We start from the raw sequence: 17,181 nt of genomic DNA on the forward strand, positions 1-17,181 counted from the left end.
AGACATGTCCACGCAGTGCCGGTTGTATTCTGGTTGAAGTATCGTGCTTATTGGTCGTGATCGTACGTGACGACGCCGGTATCCGGAACGATCGTATACGTGCCACCGTCTGCGGTGTAGGTGTGTGCTGTGTTGTCTACGGTACCCGTCGCCGGGGTAATCCCTGCTGCGGTCAGGACTTCGTTGAAGTCAAACTCGGTATCTTCCGAGGCGGTTGCTTTCGCGTCGGTGTACGCTTCGCCCTTGAGAATCAGGCGTTTGGCCACTTCCGTCATCGTTTGCGCATTGGCAGCCCCAGTGGAGGTCTCTGCATCCTTACGGCTGTCAATGATCGCCGGAATCCCAATCGCAGCGATAATCCCGAGAATGACGATTACGGCGAGCAACTCGATGAGGGTGACCCCTTTTTCTTCTTTGAGTTTCTTGAATAGTTTGCGAATCATTGCCATGATTGTTCTTCCCCGCTTTCCCTAATGAGTTCGGCCAGCATTTTTGTATATTTCAAACATCGGCGCAATCGCTGCGGTCACGATAACCCCTACAACGACGGCCAAGATTAAGATCATGATCGGTTCGATCATCGGGCGCAACTTGTCGACGGTCGCTTCTACATCCGCTTCGTAAAAATCGGCGATCTTGCTGAACATCGCGTCTACGCTGCCGGTCTGCTCCCCGATGGCGATCATCTGCGTGACCAACGGCGGGAACATTTTTTCCTCGCGCAAGGGCTTGACCATCGACTGCCCGGCGCGCAACGAATCGCGCGACTCTCGCAAGGCCCGGGCGTACACTTCATTGCCCACCACGTTCGCCGCCACCGTGAACACCGTCAAAGCGGGCACCGCACTTTGTAAAAGCGTCGCCATCGTGCGGGCACTTCTGGCGATCGCCGCTTTTTGAAACAGCTGCCCGAAGACCGGCAATTTGAGCTTGAACAGGTCGAACGCCAATCGTCCCCGCGGCGTTTTTACAAACGACCGCAAGGAGATCCCCCCGACGATGACGAGGGTCAAGTACCAGTACCACGTGTGAATCAGGTGGTCGGAAGCCCCCAAGACGATTCGAGTGGGCAACGGCAGCGTGCCTCCGAGTGCCGTCAAGTTTTTGACGAAGTTCGGGATGACGTTGACCAGCAGGAAGATCGAGACGATGACCGCCACCACCCCGATGACGCTCGGGTAGGTGAGCGCCGACTTGACCTTCTCCCGCGTGTAGTGCTCCTTCTCCATCATCGAGGCGAGCCGTTCCAGCACGTCGTCCATGTTCCCCGTGATCTCCCCCGCCCGCACCATGTTGGCAAAAACGGGCGGAAACGCCTCGTCATGTTCGCGCAGGGCGTCGGAGAGCTGGTTGCCGCGTGCAACGTGGGAGGCGCACTCGGTGAGGATTTTTTTCAATTTTTTGTTGCTGGTCTGTTCGCTTAAGATGCGAAGCGATTCGACCAGCGTCACCCCCGCTTTGAACAGCGTGGAAAATTGGCGGAGAAAAGGCACGAAGTCCTTCAACGGCAAACGCTTCGGGCCCCATTCAATTTCACGCTTCCAGATGCTTGGCTTGGCGTCCCCGAGCCGGATGACGTACAAGCCTTGCCCTTTGAGGTCGAGGACGGCGGCCTGACGGTCGGCCGACTCGATGCGGCCCTTGCGTGTCTTGCCTGTGTCGTCGACCGCTTGGTACGAGTAGGCCGGCATCGCCCATCCCTCCTTAGATCACAGTGTTCTGGTGCGAGAGTTGTTCGCGGGCGACGGCATCGGTGATATCTCCTCGACGAATCAAATCTTGCAGGTGCATTTCCAACGTCTGCATGCCCTGCGCTTTGCCCGTCTGCATCGACGTGCGAATCTGGTGAACTTTCTCCGAGCGAATCAAATTCGCGACCGCCGGGGTGTTGACGAGAATTTCTTGAGCTGCCACACGACCGTTCATGTTGGTACGAGGGAGCAATCGTTGCGAAACGACGCCAAGCAGTACGGCCGCGAGCTGTACACGAATCTGTTGTTGTTGCTCCGGCGGGAACACATCGACGATGCGGTCGATCGTCTGCGGGGCATCGGCGGTATGCAACGTGGCAAATACCAAATGCCCCGTTTCCGCCGCTGTGATCGCCGTCGAAATCGTCTCCAAGTCGCGCATCTCGCCGACGAGGATCACGTCCGGGTCTTGTCGCAACGCCGCCCGCAAACCGCTTGCGAACGTCTGCGTGTCTTTGCCCACTTCGCGCTGGTCGACGATGCTCTGCTGATGATGGTGCAGATACTCAATCGGGTCTTCGAGCGTGATGATGTGACGGCGCATCCGTTTGTTGATGTAGTCGAGCATGCACGCGAGCGTCGTCGATTTCCCTGAGCCCGTCGGGCCCGTGACGAGAAACAACCCTTGCGGTTTGTGCGTCATCTCGATCAAGATGTCGGGAATGCCCAACTCCTCAGGCGAAGGAATGCGTCGGGGTACCACGCGCACCGCCATCGAGAGGCTTCCGCGTTGGCAGTAGGCGTTGATTCTGTACCGCGACACCCCTTCAATCTCCCACGAAAAATCGTACTCCCCGCGCTCCATCAACGTTTCAAACTGAACGCGAGTCAACAGTTCCCGCGCCATGTCCATCGTGTCCTGCGGTTTGAGCGGTTCGCCCGGCATCGCGCGCAAATCGCCGTGCAAGCGAAGTACAGGCGCGCTGCCCACCGTCAGATGCAAATCGGAAGCGCCGCGCTCATGCGTCGTGCGCAACAAGTCTTGGATCATGCAGAGGTCTCCCCTTCGGTCATCGTGGTACGAAACACTTCGGCAAATGTCGTGATGCCGTTCGCGACTTTGCTCAGTCCGTCGTCGAACATCGTCTTCATTCCATTCTGGATGCAGTGTTGGCGGTACTCCGAATCAGGGCGCTTCTCCATGATCAAACGGCGTAGTTTCTCGTCCATGCGCATGATCTCTTGAATGGCAACCCGTCCGCGGTACCCCGTTCGGTTGCAGTTGCCGCATCCGCGCCCGATTCGCAAATGATCGACGGGCAACCCCCTGGCTTCCAACATTCGGAGCTCGTCCTCATGCGGAACATACGGGGACGAACACTCGTGGCAAACCCGGCGCACGAGACGCTGACCGACGACGCCGACGATGGAGGACGAGACGAGAAACGGCTCAATCCCCATGTCAATCAAGCGCGTAATGGAAGCGACGGCATCGTTGGTGTGCAAGGTGCTGAAAACCAAGTGCCCCGTCAAAGCAGCCCGCACGGCAATCTCCGCCGTATCACTGTCGCGAATCTCCCCGACCATGATGACGTTCGGGTCCTGACGCAAGATCGCCCGCAACCCGCTGGCAAAAGTCAACCCGGCAGCATGGTTGACCTGCACTTGGTTGATACCGTCCACTTGGTACTCAACCGGGTCCTCGACGGTGACGATGTTCACTTCGTCGGTGTTCATCCGGTTGAGAGCGGCGTAAAGCGTCGAGGTCTTCCCCGAACCGGTTGGGCCGGTAATCAACACAATCCCGTGCGCGTGGCGCAGCATCGTCAGGAAGCGCTCCAAGTTGTACGGTTCAAACCCGAGTTTCTCGATGTCGTTGACTGCGGTCTTCACATCGAGGACGCGCATGACGATTTTCTCCCCATGTGCGGTTGGCAGTGTCGACACGCGGACATCGACGGTGCGCAATTCCACATCCATATGAAAACGTCCATCCTGCGGCACGCGTCGTTCGGCGATGTTCAGTTGCGCGAGAATTTTCATGCGGGCGGTGATCACACCGTGCATGTGCTTCGGCAAGGAGCGCTCGGTCCGCAAAACACCGTCCACCCGATACCGAACGCGAATCGTATCCGCCTGCGGGTCGATGTGAATATCGGACGCGCGCTGTTGAACGGCCTGCTGAATAATCTGGTTGACCATCCGCACGACCGGCGAATCCTCGTCGATGATCTCGCGGTCCACATCGAGATCGACTTGCGGCTGCATGGTCTGCATCACTTCTTCGACGGAGCCCTGCATGCCGTAGTACCGAGAGATCGCCCGCATGATTTCGTCTTTGGATGCGATGGCAGGTTCGATCACGAAGCCTGTGCTCATCCGCAAATCGTCGATGGCGTAGTAGTCGAGCGGGTCCACCATCGCGACCATCAGTTTGTTGCCGTCCTTCTTGAGCGGCAATACGCGGTACATGTTCGCGAGGCGCTCCGGGATGATCCCGAGCAAGCTCTGGTCCACTTTGTACCGGTGCAGTTGGACGTGCGGGATACCCAGCTGGAATTCTAAAGCTTCAATTAATTGTTGCTCCGTGAGTAGACCCATGTTGAGGAAGACGTCGCCCAGTTTCTCCTTGCCGGTTTTCTGGATGTTCAACGCCTCTTGCAATTGTTGCTCTGTAATCAATCCGGCGTCGATCAACAAGTCACCGATGCGTTTGCGGATCATACCTGCGCCTCCTTCGCTCACCTTAGGTCATTCGTCCTAGTTGTATGGAGACGTATTTCGACATTTTATGAACCATTCCTGCATCGGGAATTAAAAAATCGAACTGGAAAACAATGTAGACTTATCATTGCAGGATATGTGTTTGAATTTACTGTTAGCTGACAGAAAAAAGAACCCGCCACTGATTCACAGTGCGGGTTCTCTTGGTGTGTGTTGACTTACAACAAATGTTGACGCACTTCGGAGATCGTGTACAGCGACCCCGTGTAGAGGATGGCATCAGCCTGTCCCTCGGACGTCAATTCACGAGCGCGATCCAACGAATTCGGGATGGAGTCGCAGACTTCGCAGGGCAAGTTTGGCGCAATCTCGCGAACGACGCGTGCCACATCTTCGGGATTCGCCGCGCGCGGCACGTCTGCTCGGGTAACGAGAACGTGCGTGGCGTGTGCGAGGACGGGTGCCAACACCTCAGGAATGGCTTTGTCGGCGAGGATGCCGAACACGACCGTCAAGCGCCGATTCGGCAACAGCTCAGTGATCGTCTTCGCCAAGACCGCGGCACCCTCCGGATTGTGTGCGCCGTCGAGGATGGTCAGCGGATCGTGAGAGATCACTTCGAATCGACCCGCCCATCGCGTGCGCAGAAGCCCTCGGCGCAGTGCCTCCTCCGAAATGTTCCAGCCCATGGAGTTCAGCTGAACAACCGCCGCCACGGCGAGTGAAGCGTTCACTGCCTGATGAGGCCCAAGCAATCCAATTTGCAGTTCGGAAAAAGCGACGCTGCCCGTATCGGGCGCAGCGTCCACGGTCGCAGAACCGGTTTCCGCCCAGTCAAATGTCTGGCCTTCGAGCCCGAACACGCGGCGACCGTCCGTGGAAAAGTCGCGACCCGCATGAAATGCCGGTGCGCTTTTTTCCCGCGCGGTGCGTAAGATGACAGAGAGTGCCGGTTCATCCGCCGTCGTCAAAACGGGGACCCCTTGCTTGATAATCCCCGCCTTCTCCGCCGCGATCTGTTCCAGCGTCTCACCGAGTATCGCTTGGTGATCGCGTCCGACGTTGGTGATGAGAGACAGAATCGGCGTTACGACATTGGTTGAATCCAATCGTCCGCCAAGCCCGGTCTCCCACACCACAGCGTCGACTCCTGCTCGCGAATAGTGCAAGATCGAAAGCGCCGTCACCACTTCAAACTCCGTCGGTCTTCCATGTACCGTTTCCGAGACAGACTCGACCGCAGGGCGCAGGAGGTTGACCATCTCGATCAGTTCCTCGTCGGTGATGTTCAAGCCCCCGACCGACATCCGGTCGTGAAACGATGTCAGGTACGGCGACGTAAACAGCCCGACCCGGTATCCGGCCTCTTCCAAGATCGAGGCCAGATACGCACAGGTCGAACCTTTGCCGTTTGTACCGGCCACGTGCAGGAATTTCATGTTACGGTGCGGGTTGCCCAGGTGTTCGAGCATCGCGTCCATGCGCTCAAGCCCCGGCTTGATCCCCTTGCGTCCGTCGAAACGGTCAAATCCGTGAATCCACTTCAAGATCGAGGAGACGCTCTCCCGATCTTGAAACGCTGGAGAAGGTTGAGGCGCTTGAGGCAGTTGTGAAGCCGATGTAGTTTTGAGCTTTGAATTGCCGGCGTTCATTAGCCGCGCAGCTCCGCGATACGAGCATTGACCTTCTCACGCTTCTCCGCATAGTCGGTGAGTTTTGCTTTCTCGGCATCGATGACTTCAGCCGGAGCTTTGGCTACGAAGCCTTGGTTGTTGAGTTTCTTCTCGATGCGCTCGACTTCGCCGTCCAACTTCTTGGACTCTTTTTCCAGACGAGAAATCTCAGCGTCGATGTCGATGAGACCTTGGAGCGGCAGGAACAGCTCAGCCCCCGTCACTACGTTGGAGACTGCTTTCTCCGGCGCGGTGAGGTCTGTGCCGATCGTCAGGCTTTCCGGGTTGCAGAAGCGAACGAGGTAGGACTCGCCGCGCTTGAGAATTTCTTCGGTGGCTGCGTCCTTCGCTTTGATCAGCAACGTGATTTTGCGGGACATCGGAACGTTCAACTCGGCGCGGGTGTTGCGGATCGAACGAATGATATCAATGAAGAGAGACATTTCGCGCTCAGAAGTAGAGTCTGCGAGTTGCTCGGTGAATTCCGGGTACTTCGCGGTCATGATCGACGTGCCCGCTTGCGTGGACGGCAGGTGCTGCCAGATCTCTTCGGTCAGGAACGGCATGAACGGATGCAGGAGGCGCAGCGCTTGGTCGAGGACGTAGACGAGAACGTTTTTCGTGGTGTTCTTCGCCGCTTCGTCTTCGCCGTTGAGCGGCATTTTTGCCAACTCGATGTACCAGTCGCAGTATTCGTTCCAGAGGAACTCATACAGCGCAGTGCCGGCGCCGCCGATGTCGTAGTTGTTGTCCATGCGCTCATTTACTTCGCGAGCCGTCTCGTTCAGGCGGTGCAGAATCCATTTTTCAGCGATGCCGAGTTTGGAGTTCTCGTTGATGCCTTCGTAGGTGAACGACTCGTCGAGGTTCATCATCACGAAGCGCGATGCGTTCCAGATCTTGTTCGCGAAATTGCGGCCCATCTCGACGCGCTCCCAGTTGAAACGCATGTCGTTGCCCGGCGACAGACCGGTCAAGAGCATGAAGCGCATCGCGTCGGTGCCGTACTTCTCGATAACTTCGAGCGGATCGATCCCGTTGCCAAGCGACTTGGACATCTTGCGCCCTTCCGGATCACGGATCAGACCGTGGATGAGCACGTCGGTGAACGGTTTCTCTTCGGTGAACTCCAGCGCGGTGAAGATCATGCGCGCCACCCAGAAGAAGATGATGTCATACGCCGTAACCAGTACATCGGTCGGGTAGTAGCGCTTGAGGTCTTCGGTTTGTTCCGGCCAACCCATCGTGGAGAACGGCCAGAGACCGGAGGAGAACCAAGTGTCGAGAACGTCTTCGTCTTGCTTGAGGTTGTGCGAGCCGCACTTCGGGCAAGCGGTGACTTCGTCCATCGAAACGACGGTCTCGCCGCATTCGCAATACCAAGCCGGGATGCGGTGACCCCACCAGAGTTGGCGAGAGATACACCAGTCGCGGATGTTTTCGATCCAGTGCAGGTAGGTGCGTTCGAAACGCTCCGGCACGAAGTTGACGGCCGTTTTTTCGTCCTTTTGTGCTTGAATCGCAGCATCTGCGAGCGGTTGCATTTTGACGAACCATTGGGTGGAGAGGTACGGTTCAACCACGGCGCCGGAACGCTCGGAGTGCCCGACGGAGTGCAGGTGTTCTTCAATTTTGATCAGGACGCCCATGTCTTGGAGGTCTTTGACGATTTTTTTACGAGCATCTGCACGGTCGAGGCCTTGGTACGGGCCGGCGTTTTCGTTCAGGGTGCCGGATTCGTCCATGACGTTGATCTGCGGCAGGTCATGACGGAGACCGACTTCGAAGTCGTTCGGGTCGTGTGCCGGAGTAATTTTGACAACGCCGGAGCCGAATTCTTTGTCTACATATTCGTCGGCGATGATCGGAATTTCGCGGTTCATGATCGGGAGGAGCAGGGTCTTGCCGATCATGTGTTGATAGCGCTCGTCTTCCGGGTGAACGGCGACGGCGGTATCGCCGAGCATCGTTTCCGGACGGGTGGTGGCGACGGTGATGTGGCCGCTTCCGTCCGTGAGCGGGTATTGCAGGTGGTAGAGAGCCCCTTGTACATCTTGGTAGATAACTTCGATATCAGAAAGCGCGGTGCGCTGTGCCGGGTCCCAGTTAATGATGCGGTTGCCGCGGTAGATCAGGCCTTTTTCGTAGAGTTTGACGAAAACGGTGCGAACCGCTTTGGAGAGACCTTCGTCGAGGGTGAAGCGCTCGCGGGAGTAGTCGACGGAGATGCCGAGTTTCGACCATTGCTTGTGGATGGTGTCGGCGTATTCGTCCTTCCATTCCCAGACTTTTTCGAGGAACTTCTCGCGGCCGAGATCGTAGCGGGAGAGGCCTTGCTCGTCGCGCAGTTTTTTCTCAACTTTGGATTGGGTCGCGATGCCGGCATGGTCGGTCCCCGGCAGCCAGAGGGTGTCGAAGCCTTGCATGCGCTTGCGGCGAACGAGCGAGTCTTGGATGGACAAGTTCAGCGCGTGGCCCATGTGCAAGTTGCCGGTGACGTTCGGCGGCGGGATGACGATGGAGTACGTCGGCGCTTGCTTGTCTTCACTCGCTTTGAACAGGTTGTTCTCAAGCCACCAATCGTGGAGCTTGGTTTCTACTGCTTTGGGGTCGTAAATTTTCGGGATGTTTTTTTCTTCCATGTTGAAGACCTCCTCAAAATAAAAAAGTCCCTTCCGTCCTCGGACGCATGTAGCGTCAGCAAGGACGGAAGAGACGTGACTTCCGCGGTACCACCTTGGTTCGCCTCGTAGAAAAAGCAGAGGCGCACTCAAATGAAGATAACGGATTCACCGGTCACCCTTAGTGATCCCGCGCCACAAGCGGGGATGTTCAGGGCAACGACTCCGGGACGACGTTCAAGACATTTCACTTAGGCGGCCTCGCAGCGGGTCAACCACCCTCTCTGAAAGTTTCCAGTCTCTACTCTTTCCCATCACAGTCACATGTAGTTTGGCTTGATTTGATACATAGTATACACGAAACGGGTCGAGAGGTGCTACTGTTTTTTAACAGAATTTAGATCAAAATTGAATTTCGTCGGCAGGGACGACGAGGATGTACTGCTCTAGATTGTCCAAGCCGTGTAAATTGCAGTTGTGATGGGCGACAATTTGCTCGGCGGTGAGAACGGCGTTGTCCGTTGTGGAGTGCGCGTCCTTCACGAGCGTCACGCGATAGCCGAGCGTGGTTGCACGGCGGCAAGCGGAATCGATGCAGTATTCCGTTTTGAAGCCCATGATGATCAGGTGGTTCACGCCGAGTTCAGACAATTTTTGATGCAAATCCGTCATGTAAAAAGCGTCCGTGGCCTTTTTACGCACGGACGGTTCGCCGTCGATCGGTGCCACAGCGGGGTGGATCTCCCATTCCGGTGTGTTGATGGGGGCGACATCGTCGTCTTGGACGTAGAGAACGGGCAGTTGAGCGGTGCGTGCCTTCGTCAGCACAGATTGGATGCGCTCCAATGTGGCTTCCTTGCGATACATTTCTTTGGGTCCTTCTACTAATCCTACTTGCGCGTCAATTACGAGTACTGCGGTTTGGTTCGTCATGAACGAATCCCCTCTCTTGTTTTCGACTACGACAGGGGCATTCGGTTCCCGGTGAGCTGAATCAGAAACGAACGCCCTCATTCTTGGAGTTCAGGTTCTGTTGGTTGTACATCTCCACCACTTCCTTCCGCGCGATTTATCTGACTACTGTAGAGTACCATAGTACACACAAATAAAAAAGACCGTCTCAGCATCCTCCGGCCGCGACGGTCTTTCCTTTACTTTTTCTTTTTCTTCTTCGTGTTGCGGTATTTCTTGGTCGTTGCGTGCGCGACATACGGTTTGTCGACTTTGGAATGCTTGTCTTTGACCTGTGCCTTGGATTCGTTCGCTTTTTTCGCTGCGACTTTGGCGTCGAGCTCTCCGCGTTTTTTCTCTGTCCATTCATGGGTTTTGGTGAAAATGAACGTCCCGAATACGGAGATGATCACGACGAGCATCGGAAGTTGAACCAGCGCATTTTTCAACGCGGTCGTCCCTTCCGATGCACCGAGTTTTGCGTAGACGTAGATGAAATACACCACATACGAAATCAGCGCAGACAGCACCGACCCGATAATGCCGTGCGTAAAGCGGCGGTTCGTGACTTTCTGTACGATGAAGTAGATCGCGAACATCATCGCGACCGGCAGCGTCGACAGGAGCAAGTCCGGCGTGAAGAACATCGGGATAATCCCCGACACGACCCCCAGAACCCCTGCTACCGTCAAAATTCGTTTCCAATTCAATTCGTTGAACATCGATCAATCACTCCAGACTGTATCTTCACGGTGCGGTTCGCAAACCGCGTCAAACTGCGATCGTGCGTCACCATGACCACCGTCTTGCCCGCCGTTTGCAAGCGGCTGAACAAGCCCATCATCTCTTCCGCCGTCGTCTCGTCAAGCGCTCCGGTCGGCTCATCGGCGAGCACCAGAGGCGGGTCGCCGATCAAGGCGCGGGCCAGTGCCACACGCCGTTGCTCTCCTCCACTTAACGTGTACGAACGGTCTTCTCCCCGGTCTGCCAACCCAACTTGTGCCAAAAGCGAATCCGCCCGCGTGCGGTCGGACTTCGTGATCCTTCCTCGCAACATCTTGGGCAGCAAAACGTTCTCCCTGACATTCAACGTGTTCACGAGGCTTGGGAACTGAAACACAAACCCCACTCGCTCCGCCCGCAGTTGCGTCCGCTCCCGCTCGCGCAACTGCGTCACATCTTGACCGTCGAAAAAAACAGCCCCCTCCGACGGCTGGCTTAACAGCCCGACAATCGAGAGCAACGTTGATTTGCCGCTCCCCGACGGGCCCATGATCGCCACAAAATCCCCGCGCTCAATGCGCAGGTCGATCCCGGCGAGTGCTTGAATCTGCCGTTTTCGCTCCGAATACGGAACTTTCGCATCCCCGAGCGGTCCTTGATAGGATTTCGTCACACCGAGCAACTCGATCAGAACTACTCCCCCTCTCGGATCGCATCATAGGGATTGCGCCGCAGAATCTGACGAGTTGGCAAGGAAGCCGCCAGCATCGAGATCCCCACGGTCACAGCCAACGCCAGCAGAGCCAACCCCGCCACCGAGCCAAACGTCGGGAAGACCAGCGGCAACGCGAAGGCCTTGAGCATCAACGACTGGTTGTCAAACAACGTCGTCGCCACCAAAAACACCCCCACCCCGCCGCCGACGAACGCAGCGAGCCCGGCTTCGGTCAGCATCAAACGATACACCGCCCACTTTCCGGCCCCGACCGCGCGGAACATGCCAATTTCTCGCATTCGCTCCTGAACCAGCGCCGAAAAAAGCGTCATCGCTTGCAACGCCGCCATCATCAACACGACGCCAATCATCGCATACGAGAGCAAGCGCATCGGCCGCAACTGACGGTTGATCGTTTCGCGAATCTTCGTGCCGGTCACCGCCGCGACTTCCGGCATCGTCCGCTCAATTTGACGTTTCACATATTCCTCGTCGCCGGGCGATGTCTTGACCAGCGCGACAGAAATACTGTCTTGGGGAGCTTTTACATCGAGCGTCCGCGCTGTGTCCAAGGACATGAAAATCGTCCTGTCCGCCCCCGTTCCGGTCGGGAACAACACTTGCGCAACTTCAAATTCATGACCGAACAGATTCAATCGCTCGTGATACGTCTTGTACCGCATCTCCGCAATCGCGTTCTTGCCGCCCGCCTCGCTCCCGATCAAGATCGAATCCGGCGTAAGCGACCGTCCCACTTCACTCACGAACCCTTTGAGCGTGAAGTCGCTTCCAGGGTCGAACGCAACGACGGAGAAGTCTCCTTGAATCTGACAACACACGCCCGAGTACGTCGCCAAAAACAACTGCGGCGACACTTGCTTCACTTCGGGAATCCGGCGGAGCTTGTCCAACACGGAACTCGACATGTAAAACGGGGACACGTCGCCGGAGATCATCACTTGCTCGGCGACTGCGCTGTAGCTTTTCGGTACGACCATCACGTCAGCCCCGAATCTCGCCTCGCTTGCGGTGAGGCTTTTGTCGACGCTCAGGAGGAAAAAGTAGCTCAGGAACAGGATCGCGGCGGTGATCGCTGTACTTGCCACCAAGAGAGAGCTCCGCAGCGGTTTGCGCCACAGATTCCCCCACGCCCAGCGGACGCGTTGCATCATGGCAAGTCCCCCTATTCCTCGTCTTCCACGACAGCCGTCCCCTCGTCAAACGGGTCCGGTTTGCGCAGAATTTTGACTGTCATCCACGCTCCAAAACCCAACAGAAACAGCCACAACAGATTGAAGAAGATCTCGATGCCGTCCAACATCTACGTTCCCTCGCTCTCTTGCGTCAGTTTTGATCATAATAAAAAGACCAAGGGCATGCAACCCTTGGCATGTAACGTCTAGTATTCCACAATGTTTTCCATTTCATCCAAAGCCTCTCGCAAACCCTTCTCCGTCCACAAGAGATGCTCCAACAAAAGCACACCCACGAACGCGCCGTCCCGCTCCGGCATGTGGCGGGGGATGATCAGACTGCCGTTGCCTTCGCCCGCAATCAGCACATCTTCGCGTTGGACACGGTCCTGTACTTTTTTGAAGCCCTTCCCCACTTCGCGCACCCGCTGGTCGAAGCGATTGCCGAGCTTCTCGATTTTTTTCGAGACCTCCGATGTTTTCACCAGACTCCCTGCCCACCCGCGCTCGCGCAACAGATGCAACGCCACCAACGAAAAAAGGTCCTGGCCGCTCACGACCCGTCCCTTCTCATCAACCGCCGCGATCCGGGCACCGTCTCCGGAAACGGCCAACCCGAAGCTCGCCCCGGACTCCACGACTTTTTCCTGCAAGGGAATCAGGTACTCGTCGACCGTCGGATCGGGCATGATTCCGCCAAACAGCGGATCGTGACGCATGCGCATCTTCGTGACATCACTGCCCAATTCCTCGAACGCAGTCGCAAGCAAAGCGCCGCCTGCGCCGTGCATCGCGTCGACGACAATGTGGAGACGACGCTTTTTTCGTGCGGAGAGGGAGAGCAGACGAAGCAGATGATGGACGTACGGCTCGTCACAATTGGCGTAGCGAACCCGTTCTTGCTCGAGAGCTTGCTCGAATTCCATCGTGCGCGGCGGCGTTTTGCCCACTTTGGCGGCGAGGTACTTCAGTTCGCTGGTCATGATCGGGCCTGCGTGCGGGCCTTTCCACGCGAGACCGTTCCATTCCGGCGCACGATGGCCGCCCGAGACCATCACGCCGACGGCAGCTCCGTGGTAGCGCACGGCAAACGACAGAAGGGCCGTCGGCGTCGGATCGTCGAGCAAGTAGACGGAGACGCCGTTGGCGGCGAGAACTTGGGCGCAAACACGTGCGAACGTGTCAGACAAAAACCGTGTGTCGTATCCGATCACCACGCCCTGCTCCTCCGCTTGTCGCTCCAAGAGATCGTCGGCGAGCGCTTGGGAGACGATCCGCACGTTTGGGATCGTGAGCGCATCTGCCATCCTCCCACGCCAGCCCTCCGGTCCAAAGACGATTTCCATGCTGTCATCCCCTCTTCTGCAATTCTTTCTTTCCAACAGACTATGCAGGAGGATAGGCCGTTGTCACGCAGAAGCGGGCACGTTCATAGGATACTGTGAATCAACCCATGAATGCTGTCGAACGGGGGTGCCGCTGTGTACTACTATCTGTTGCGCATTGTCAAAGTTTTGCTGTGTACCGCCATTGGGATCATCTTCTTGCGCGCACTGTTTTTCCCGAACGTGCTCGACATCTTGGTCCTCTTGCTGCTGTTCCTCGTGTTGATGACGATGTTCCTCGGGACTTGACAGTGATTGAAACACCGGCAACGAAAAAAAACACCACCCGCGTTCGGCGCGAATGGTGTTTTTTTATGAACTACGGGGTCGTGGTGGTCACAGGGTGTCCGTTTTGGAAGTGATAGACCTCGCCGGACTTGTCTTGGATCGTGAGAATGTTCTGTTTCTCGTCAAACGTGGTCTTTTCAGGTTCGATCCCATACAGCGTGTAGGATTTGAAGCCGAAGATCGACTCGTAGAAGCCGAGCGTCAGTTGGCCGTCCTGTGTGTACAGGAAGTTGATCGACTGCGAGTAGGACGATTTGAACAATTGCTCGATGCGAATGTCGTAGCCCGATGTCAGATCGTAGAGCGGGACGAGCGTTTTCTCTGCGACTTTGTAGACGCCAAATGTGTACTTGCCCCAGTGGTCGGCGAGGTAGAACAGCGTCTTGCCTTGGTCCATCCATTGGAGGTACTTCGTTCCCTCCAAGTCGAACACGCCGAGCGTTTGGTGCTTCTGGTTGGTGATCACAACTTGCGAGTGGTTGTTGAAGACCGCCATCGTCTTGCCTTTGGAGTCTATGTCATAGAGCAACGCCGTATCCGGCGGTTGCAGATGCTCTTCAATCGGCGTGGAAGTTTTGGCGACGGCGATGGCTGAGAAATTCTCCGACTCGGTTTGCGGAGACAAGTAGTCTTCCAACACATAGAAGCCTGTCAGTTGCAACAGAACCACTGAGGTGAAGAGCAGCAGGTATTTTTTCCACGATTTCATTCTCTCTCCTCCTCAGTGTTTGCTCACGACGAACGCCGTGGCCACCGGACGCTCGCCCAGTGGATTCGACGGCGGCACGATCAAGTTGTTGTCTTGCCACATCTCCGCCGAGAAACCGCCGTCGAGGTTCGCAGCCGTCTCGGCACCGTTTTGAAGCATGGTTTCCTCGAGGTCTTTCAACGTCGCTCCGATACCGCCTGTGCCGCGCCCTTGGACGACGAGCAGCAGCACAGCTCCGTCACTGCGCTGTCCAATCGCCGAACGAGCGGAACGGCCCCAGCCTCCATCGCCGCTGGTAATCATGCCTTGTCCCTTGTTCACCAGTTGCGGCCCGAACGAAACCGCCTCGACGAGGTTGAGCGACGGAATGTCTTCCTTATTGTATTTGCCGATCACCAGCGCACCGTCACGGTTGAATCCGATGATCGGGTCGTTGGTCGGCTGCACGATGGTTTTGCCGTGCGTAATCGTCAAGCCAAGCGGGATGCCGCCGGTGCCATGACCTGCCACATCCAAAAAGCCGCCGGCGTTGACCGCTGCGACGGCGTTTACGCGGTCTGCCATGTCGCTGACGAGTTCGCCGACATCGTTCAGGTGTTGCGTAACTTCAACGTGCAGACGCTTCGGGTCTTTGACGATCATTAATTTGCCGGTGAACAATTTCTCATCAATCGGGAGCACTTCGATGGAATCGTCAGTGATGTCGCTGTAGTTGTTCAGCGCACCTGCGTCTCCGTTCGCCGCTACGTCCATCGCGAGCGGCTGGTATTGTTTCAACTTCTCTTGCGACAAAAAATACTCCGCGTACTGCGGGTGTCGGGATGTCAAAATCGACCCGACGACCATCGAACGGAGATGTTCAAACGGTCCGTAGAAGACCAAGAGTACGCTGGAAACGATCAGGTATACAAACAATCCGCCGAGGATTGCCATTCGTTTGAGCCATTTCTTCATGCGCACGGTTTTCGTCTCCCTACTCCTAAACTCTATCTCTACTACTTTACGAGACAGAGATGCGAGAGAGCAAGGGGGAAGTGTTTACAAGAAGCTACATTTTATCGAATTATGACGAAAACCACCGAATCTGCCATTCGGTGGTTTTTTTCTGAAACGTCAGCGTCCCGGCGTCCACGGACCGGTCGGGCCTCCTGTGTTCGGACGGCGGCGCGGTTGGACGTCCGCTTGGGCGCGTTTGGTTTTCGGGCGAGCTTGGCGGGCATGCGCGACATGCGTGATTCGTTGCCCGGACTCCTCGATCAACTCGTCATCGTCCTCAAAGCGGGCGAGTGTGACGTCGACCTCTTGGTTCTCCACTTGCACAGAAATCGGGCCGCTCTCTTCGTCGTGCTCGTTTCCTTGGTTCTCTTCCCAACCGTCATGACGCGCTTCCACAGAAGAGGATTCGTCGTCTTCGAGGTCGTAGGAGCCCACGTCGTCGAGCTGCGGCGCAAAGGACGGCGCTTCCATCGTCAAGTTGTAGCGGTCGATGAGGTCTTGCACAAAGGTTTCGCGGCCGCGGTCGAGCGCCAGCGACTTGCGGAAGTTTTTGGTGAAGCGCTCGACTTCCCAATCGCGGGTGCGTTCGAAGTAAGCTTCGACCACTTGCAGCGTGCGCGACGGGAAGGAGAGGTACGCGGCGAGCACGGTCATTTCTTCCTTGGTGATTTCGCGAACTTCACGATAGACGTCGAGGATCGAGAAGCCAATCTCCGCGTCCCATCCGAAGCGCGGCATGTAGCGAGAGAGCATCGCGCCAAGGTCTTGAATCGGATGCCCGAAATGGCAGTGGTCGAGGTCGACGACCGACATACGTTCTTTGTCGACGATCAAGTTCTGGCGGGAGTAGGAGCCGTGGCAGATCGTCTTGTGTTCTCGGGCCCATTCCAGTACGGCACCGTACGGGGTGTCGTTCAACTGCTCGACGGCGTGGTCGATCATCTTGAGCAGTTCCTTGCGGTGGTCGACATAGGCGTTGTCCATGATCGTCTGGTCTCGCCGTTCTTCCAAGTGTTCGTCGTAGCTGGCCAGTTTGGCGCGGTACTTGCCCCAGAGTGCGGAGAAGTCCTCGCGCGTCTCTTGCCCAAAGCCGCCGCCTTCAAAGCCTGTGCCTGCGTTGTGAAAGCGAGCGAGCGTTTCGGCTGCAAGAAAGAGGTTTTTCGTTTTCTTGAGATCGGCTTCCTTGCCCGGCATCCAGTTCGTCAGGTAGTACAAGCCGGTCGGATGAACGACGTACGGATCGCCGTATTTGGTGCGGATGAAGCGCGGGACGCTGGTCAGGCCGCTCAGGTAGAGGTGCTCCAGCGATTCATGGATGAAGCGCAGGCGGGCGTCGCTGACGTTGACTTTTTTCAACATGCGCGGACCGGACGACGTGTACAGTTTCAGGACGCCGCGCACTTGGCGGATTTTTTCCACCGAGAGATCCCACTCGCGCAGGACTTCCGCATCTCCGCCGATCTGGTCAAACGTTTCTTGCAATTCTTTTTCGTCTTTTCGTTTCCCCATCGG

The 17,181-nt window shown here is 56.6% G+C and carries 16 protein-coding genes and 1 other annotated feature; of the genes, 1 reads left to right on the forward strand and 15 read right to left on the reverse strand.

Annotation, left to right across the window (positions count from 1 at the left end):
• Window positions 1-47: 47 nt before the first annotated feature.
• From JJB07_RS23990 to JJB07_RS10500, 12 genes are all read right to left on the reverse strand, one after another.
• Window positions 48-449 carry a prepilin-type N-terminal cleavage/methylation domain-containing protein gene (locus JJB07_RS23990; RefSeq protein WP_430727221.1) on the reverse strand — a complete coding sequence of 134 codons (402 nt, stop codon included), beginning with the start codon at window positions 447-449 and terminating at the stop codon, window positions 48-50.
• Window positions 450-470: 21 nt separating this feature from the next.
• Window positions 471-1,691, reverse strand: a complete 1,221-nt coding sequence (locus tag JJB07_RS10450) for a type II secretion system F family protein (RefSeq protein WP_201634721.1) — start codon at window positions 1,689-1,691, stop codon at window positions 471-473.
• A 13-nt stretch (window positions 1,692-1,704) separates the two neighbouring features.
• Window positions 1,705-2,742, reverse strand: coding sequence for a type IV pilus twitching motility protein PilT (locus JJB07_RS10455; RefSeq protein ID WP_201634723.1), 1,038 nt, complete (start codon window positions 2,740-2,742; stop codon window positions 1,705-1,707).
• Complete coding sequence (locus JJB07_RS10460; protein ID WP_201634725.1) at window positions 2,739-4,415, reverse strand: GspE/PulE family protein; 1,677 nt, start codon at window positions 4,413-4,415, stop codon at window positions 2,739-2,741. Before JJB07_RS10460 ends, JJB07_RS10455 begins: the two co-directional genes overlap by 4 nt.
• A gap of 218 nt (window positions 4,416-4,633) precedes the next feature.
• On the reverse strand, window positions 4,634-6,067 hold the full coding sequence (locus JJB07_RS10465; RefSeq protein WP_201634727.1) for a bifunctional folylpolyglutamate synthase/dihydrofolate synthase: 1,434 nt from the start codon (window positions 6,065-6,067) through the stop codon (window positions 4,634-4,636).
• Window positions 6,067-8,730: a valine--tRNA ligase gene (locus JJB07_RS10470; RefSeq protein WP_201634729.1), complete on the reverse strand. Its 2,664-nt coding sequence runs from the start codon at window positions 8,728-8,730 to the stop codon at window positions 6,067-6,069. The genes JJB07_RS10465 and JJB07_RS10470 overlap by 1 nt, the downstream gene beginning before the upstream one ends.
• 57 nt (window positions 8,731-8,787) lie before the next feature.
• Window positions 8,788-9,036 (reverse strand) — a binding site (T-box leader).
• Window positions 9,037-9,111: 75 nt separating this feature from the next.
• Complete coding sequence (locus JJB07_RS10475; RefSeq protein WP_201634731.1) at window positions 9,112-9,642, reverse strand: cysteine hydrolase family protein; 531 nt, start codon at window positions 9,640-9,642, stop codon at window positions 9,112-9,114.
• 218 nt (window positions 9,643-9,860) lie between these two features.
• Window positions 9,861-10,382, reverse strand: coding sequence for a hypothetical protein (locus tag JJB07_RS10480; RefSeq protein ID WP_201634733.1), 522 nt, complete (start codon window positions 10,380-10,382; stop codon window positions 9,861-9,863).
• Window positions 10,367-11,056: an ABC transporter ATP-binding protein gene (locus JJB07_RS10485; protein WP_347338339.1), complete on the reverse strand. Its 690-nt coding sequence runs from the start codon at window positions 11,054-11,056 to the stop codon at window positions 10,367-10,369. Before JJB07_RS10485 ends, JJB07_RS10480 begins: the two co-directional genes overlap by 16 nt.
• 20 nt (window positions 11,057-11,076) lie before the next feature.
• Window positions 11,077-12,270, reverse strand: coding sequence for an ABC transporter permease (locus JJB07_RS10490; RefSeq protein WP_201634735.1), 1,194 nt, complete (start codon window positions 12,268-12,270; stop codon window positions 11,077-11,079).
• Between the two features lie 11 nt (window positions 12,271-12,281).
• A complete protein-coding gene (locus tag JJB07_RS10495) occupies window positions 12,282-12,419 on the reverse strand; it encodes a hypothetical protein (protein WP_201634737.1) in 138 nt (45 codons plus the stop codon).
• A gap of 78 nt (window positions 12,420-12,497) precedes the next feature.
• Complete coding sequence (locus tag JJB07_RS10500; RefSeq protein ID WP_201634739.1) at window positions 12,498-13,637, reverse strand: phosphohexomutase domain-containing protein; 1,140 nt, start codon at window positions 13,635-13,637, stop codon at window positions 12,498-12,500.
• A 135-nt stretch (window positions 13,638-13,772) separates the two neighbouring features.
• Here JJB07_RS10500 and JJB07_RS10505 point away from each other — a divergent pair, with 135 nt between their 5' ends.
• Window positions 13,773-13,925, forward strand: coding sequence for a hypothetical protein (locus JJB07_RS10505; protein WP_201635590.1), 153 nt, complete (start codon window positions 13,773-13,775; stop codon window positions 13,923-13,925).
• A gap of 70 nt (window positions 13,926-13,995) precedes the next feature.
• Here the strand turns inward: JJB07_RS10505 and JJB07_RS10510 are convergent, their stop codons facing one another.
• From JJB07_RS10510 to JJB07_RS10520, 3 genes are all read right to left on the reverse strand, one after another.
• Window positions 13,996-14,673 (reverse strand): hypothetical protein, encoded by a 678-nt coding sequence (locus tag JJB07_RS10510; RefSeq protein ID WP_201634742.1) that lies wholly within the window; start codon window positions 14,671-14,673, stop codon window positions 13,996-13,998.
• Between the two features lie 12 nt (window positions 14,674-14,685).
• Window positions 14,686-15,627: a phosphodiester glycosidase family protein gene (locus JJB07_RS10515; protein ID WP_236588037.1), complete on the reverse strand. Its 942-nt coding sequence runs from the start codon at window positions 15,625-15,627 to the stop codon at window positions 14,686-14,688.
• A 159-nt stretch (window positions 15,628-15,786) separates the two neighbouring features.
• The gene (locus tag JJB07_RS10520; RefSeq protein WP_201634746.1) at window positions 15,787-17,178 is read right to left on the reverse strand and encodes a CotS family spore coat protein; all 1,392 of its coding nucleotides are present in this window, start codon (window positions 17,176-17,178) and stop codon (window positions 15,787-15,789) included.
• Window positions 17,179-17,181 lie beyond the last annotated feature (3 nt).

This window comes from Tumebacillus amylolyticus (genome assembly GCF_016722965.1).
In the GTDB taxonomy this organism is placed as follows: Bacteria; Bacillota; Bacilli; order Tumebacillales; family Tumebacillaceae; genus Tumebacillus; species Tumebacillus amylolyticus.

Bases quoted from the DNA above. Each gene is read 5' to 3' on its own strand.
- JJB07_RS23990 (WP_430727221.1), bottom strand. From the start codon at position 449: ATGGCAATGATTCGCAAACTATTCAAGAAACTCAAAGAAGAAAAAGGG.
- JJB07_RS10450 (WP_201634721.1), bottom strand. From the start codon at position 1,691: ATGCCGGCCTACTCGTACCAAGCGGTCGACGACACAGGCAAGACACGC.
- JJB07_RS10455 (WP_201634723.1), bottom strand. From the start codon at position 2,742: ATGATCCAAGACTTGTTGCGCACGACGCATGAGCGCGGCGCTTCCGAT.
- JJB07_RS10460 (WP_201634725.1), bottom strand. From the start codon at position 4,415: ATGATCCGCAAACGCATCGGTGACTTGTTGATCGACGCCGGATTGATT.
- JJB07_RS10465 (WP_201634727.1), bottom strand. From the start codon at position 6,067: ATGAACGCCGGCAATTCAAAGCTCAAAACTACATCGGCTTCACAACTG.
- JJB07_RS10470 (WP_201634729.1), bottom strand. From the start codon at position 8,730: ATGGAAGAAAAAAACATCCCGAAAATTTACGACCCCAAAGCAGTAGAA.
- JJB07_RS10475 (WP_201634731.1), bottom strand. From the start codon at position 9,642: ATGACGAACCAAACCGCAGTACTCGTAATTGACGCGCAAGTAGGATTA.
- JJB07_RS10480 (WP_201634733.1), bottom strand. From the start codon at position 10,382: ATGTTCAACGAATTGAATTGGAAACGAATTTTGACGGTAGCAGGGGTT.
- JJB07_RS10490 (WP_201634735.1), bottom strand. From the start codon at position 12,270: ATGATGCAACGCGTCCGCTGGGCGTGGGGGAATCTGTGGCGCAAACCG.
- JJB07_RS10495 (WP_201634737.1), bottom strand. From the start codon at position 12,419: ATGTTGGACGGCATCGAGATCTTCTTCAATCTGTTGTGGCTGTTTCTG.
- JJB07_RS10500 (WP_201634739.1), bottom strand. From the start codon at position 13,637: ATGGAAATCGTCTTTGGACCGGAGGGCTGGCGTGGGAGGATGGCAGAT.
- JJB07_RS10510 (WP_201634742.1), bottom strand. From the start codon at position 14,673: ATGAAATCGTGGAAAAAATACCTGCTGCTCTTCACCTCAGTGGTTCTG.
- JJB07_RS10515 (WP_236588037.1), bottom strand. From the start codon at position 15,627: ATGAAGAAATGGCTCAAACGAATGGCAATCCTCGGCGGATTGTTTGTA.
- JJB07_RS10520 (WP_201634746.1), bottom strand. From the start codon at position 17,178: ATGGGGAAACGAAAAGACGAAAAAGAATTGCAAGAAACGTTTGACCAG.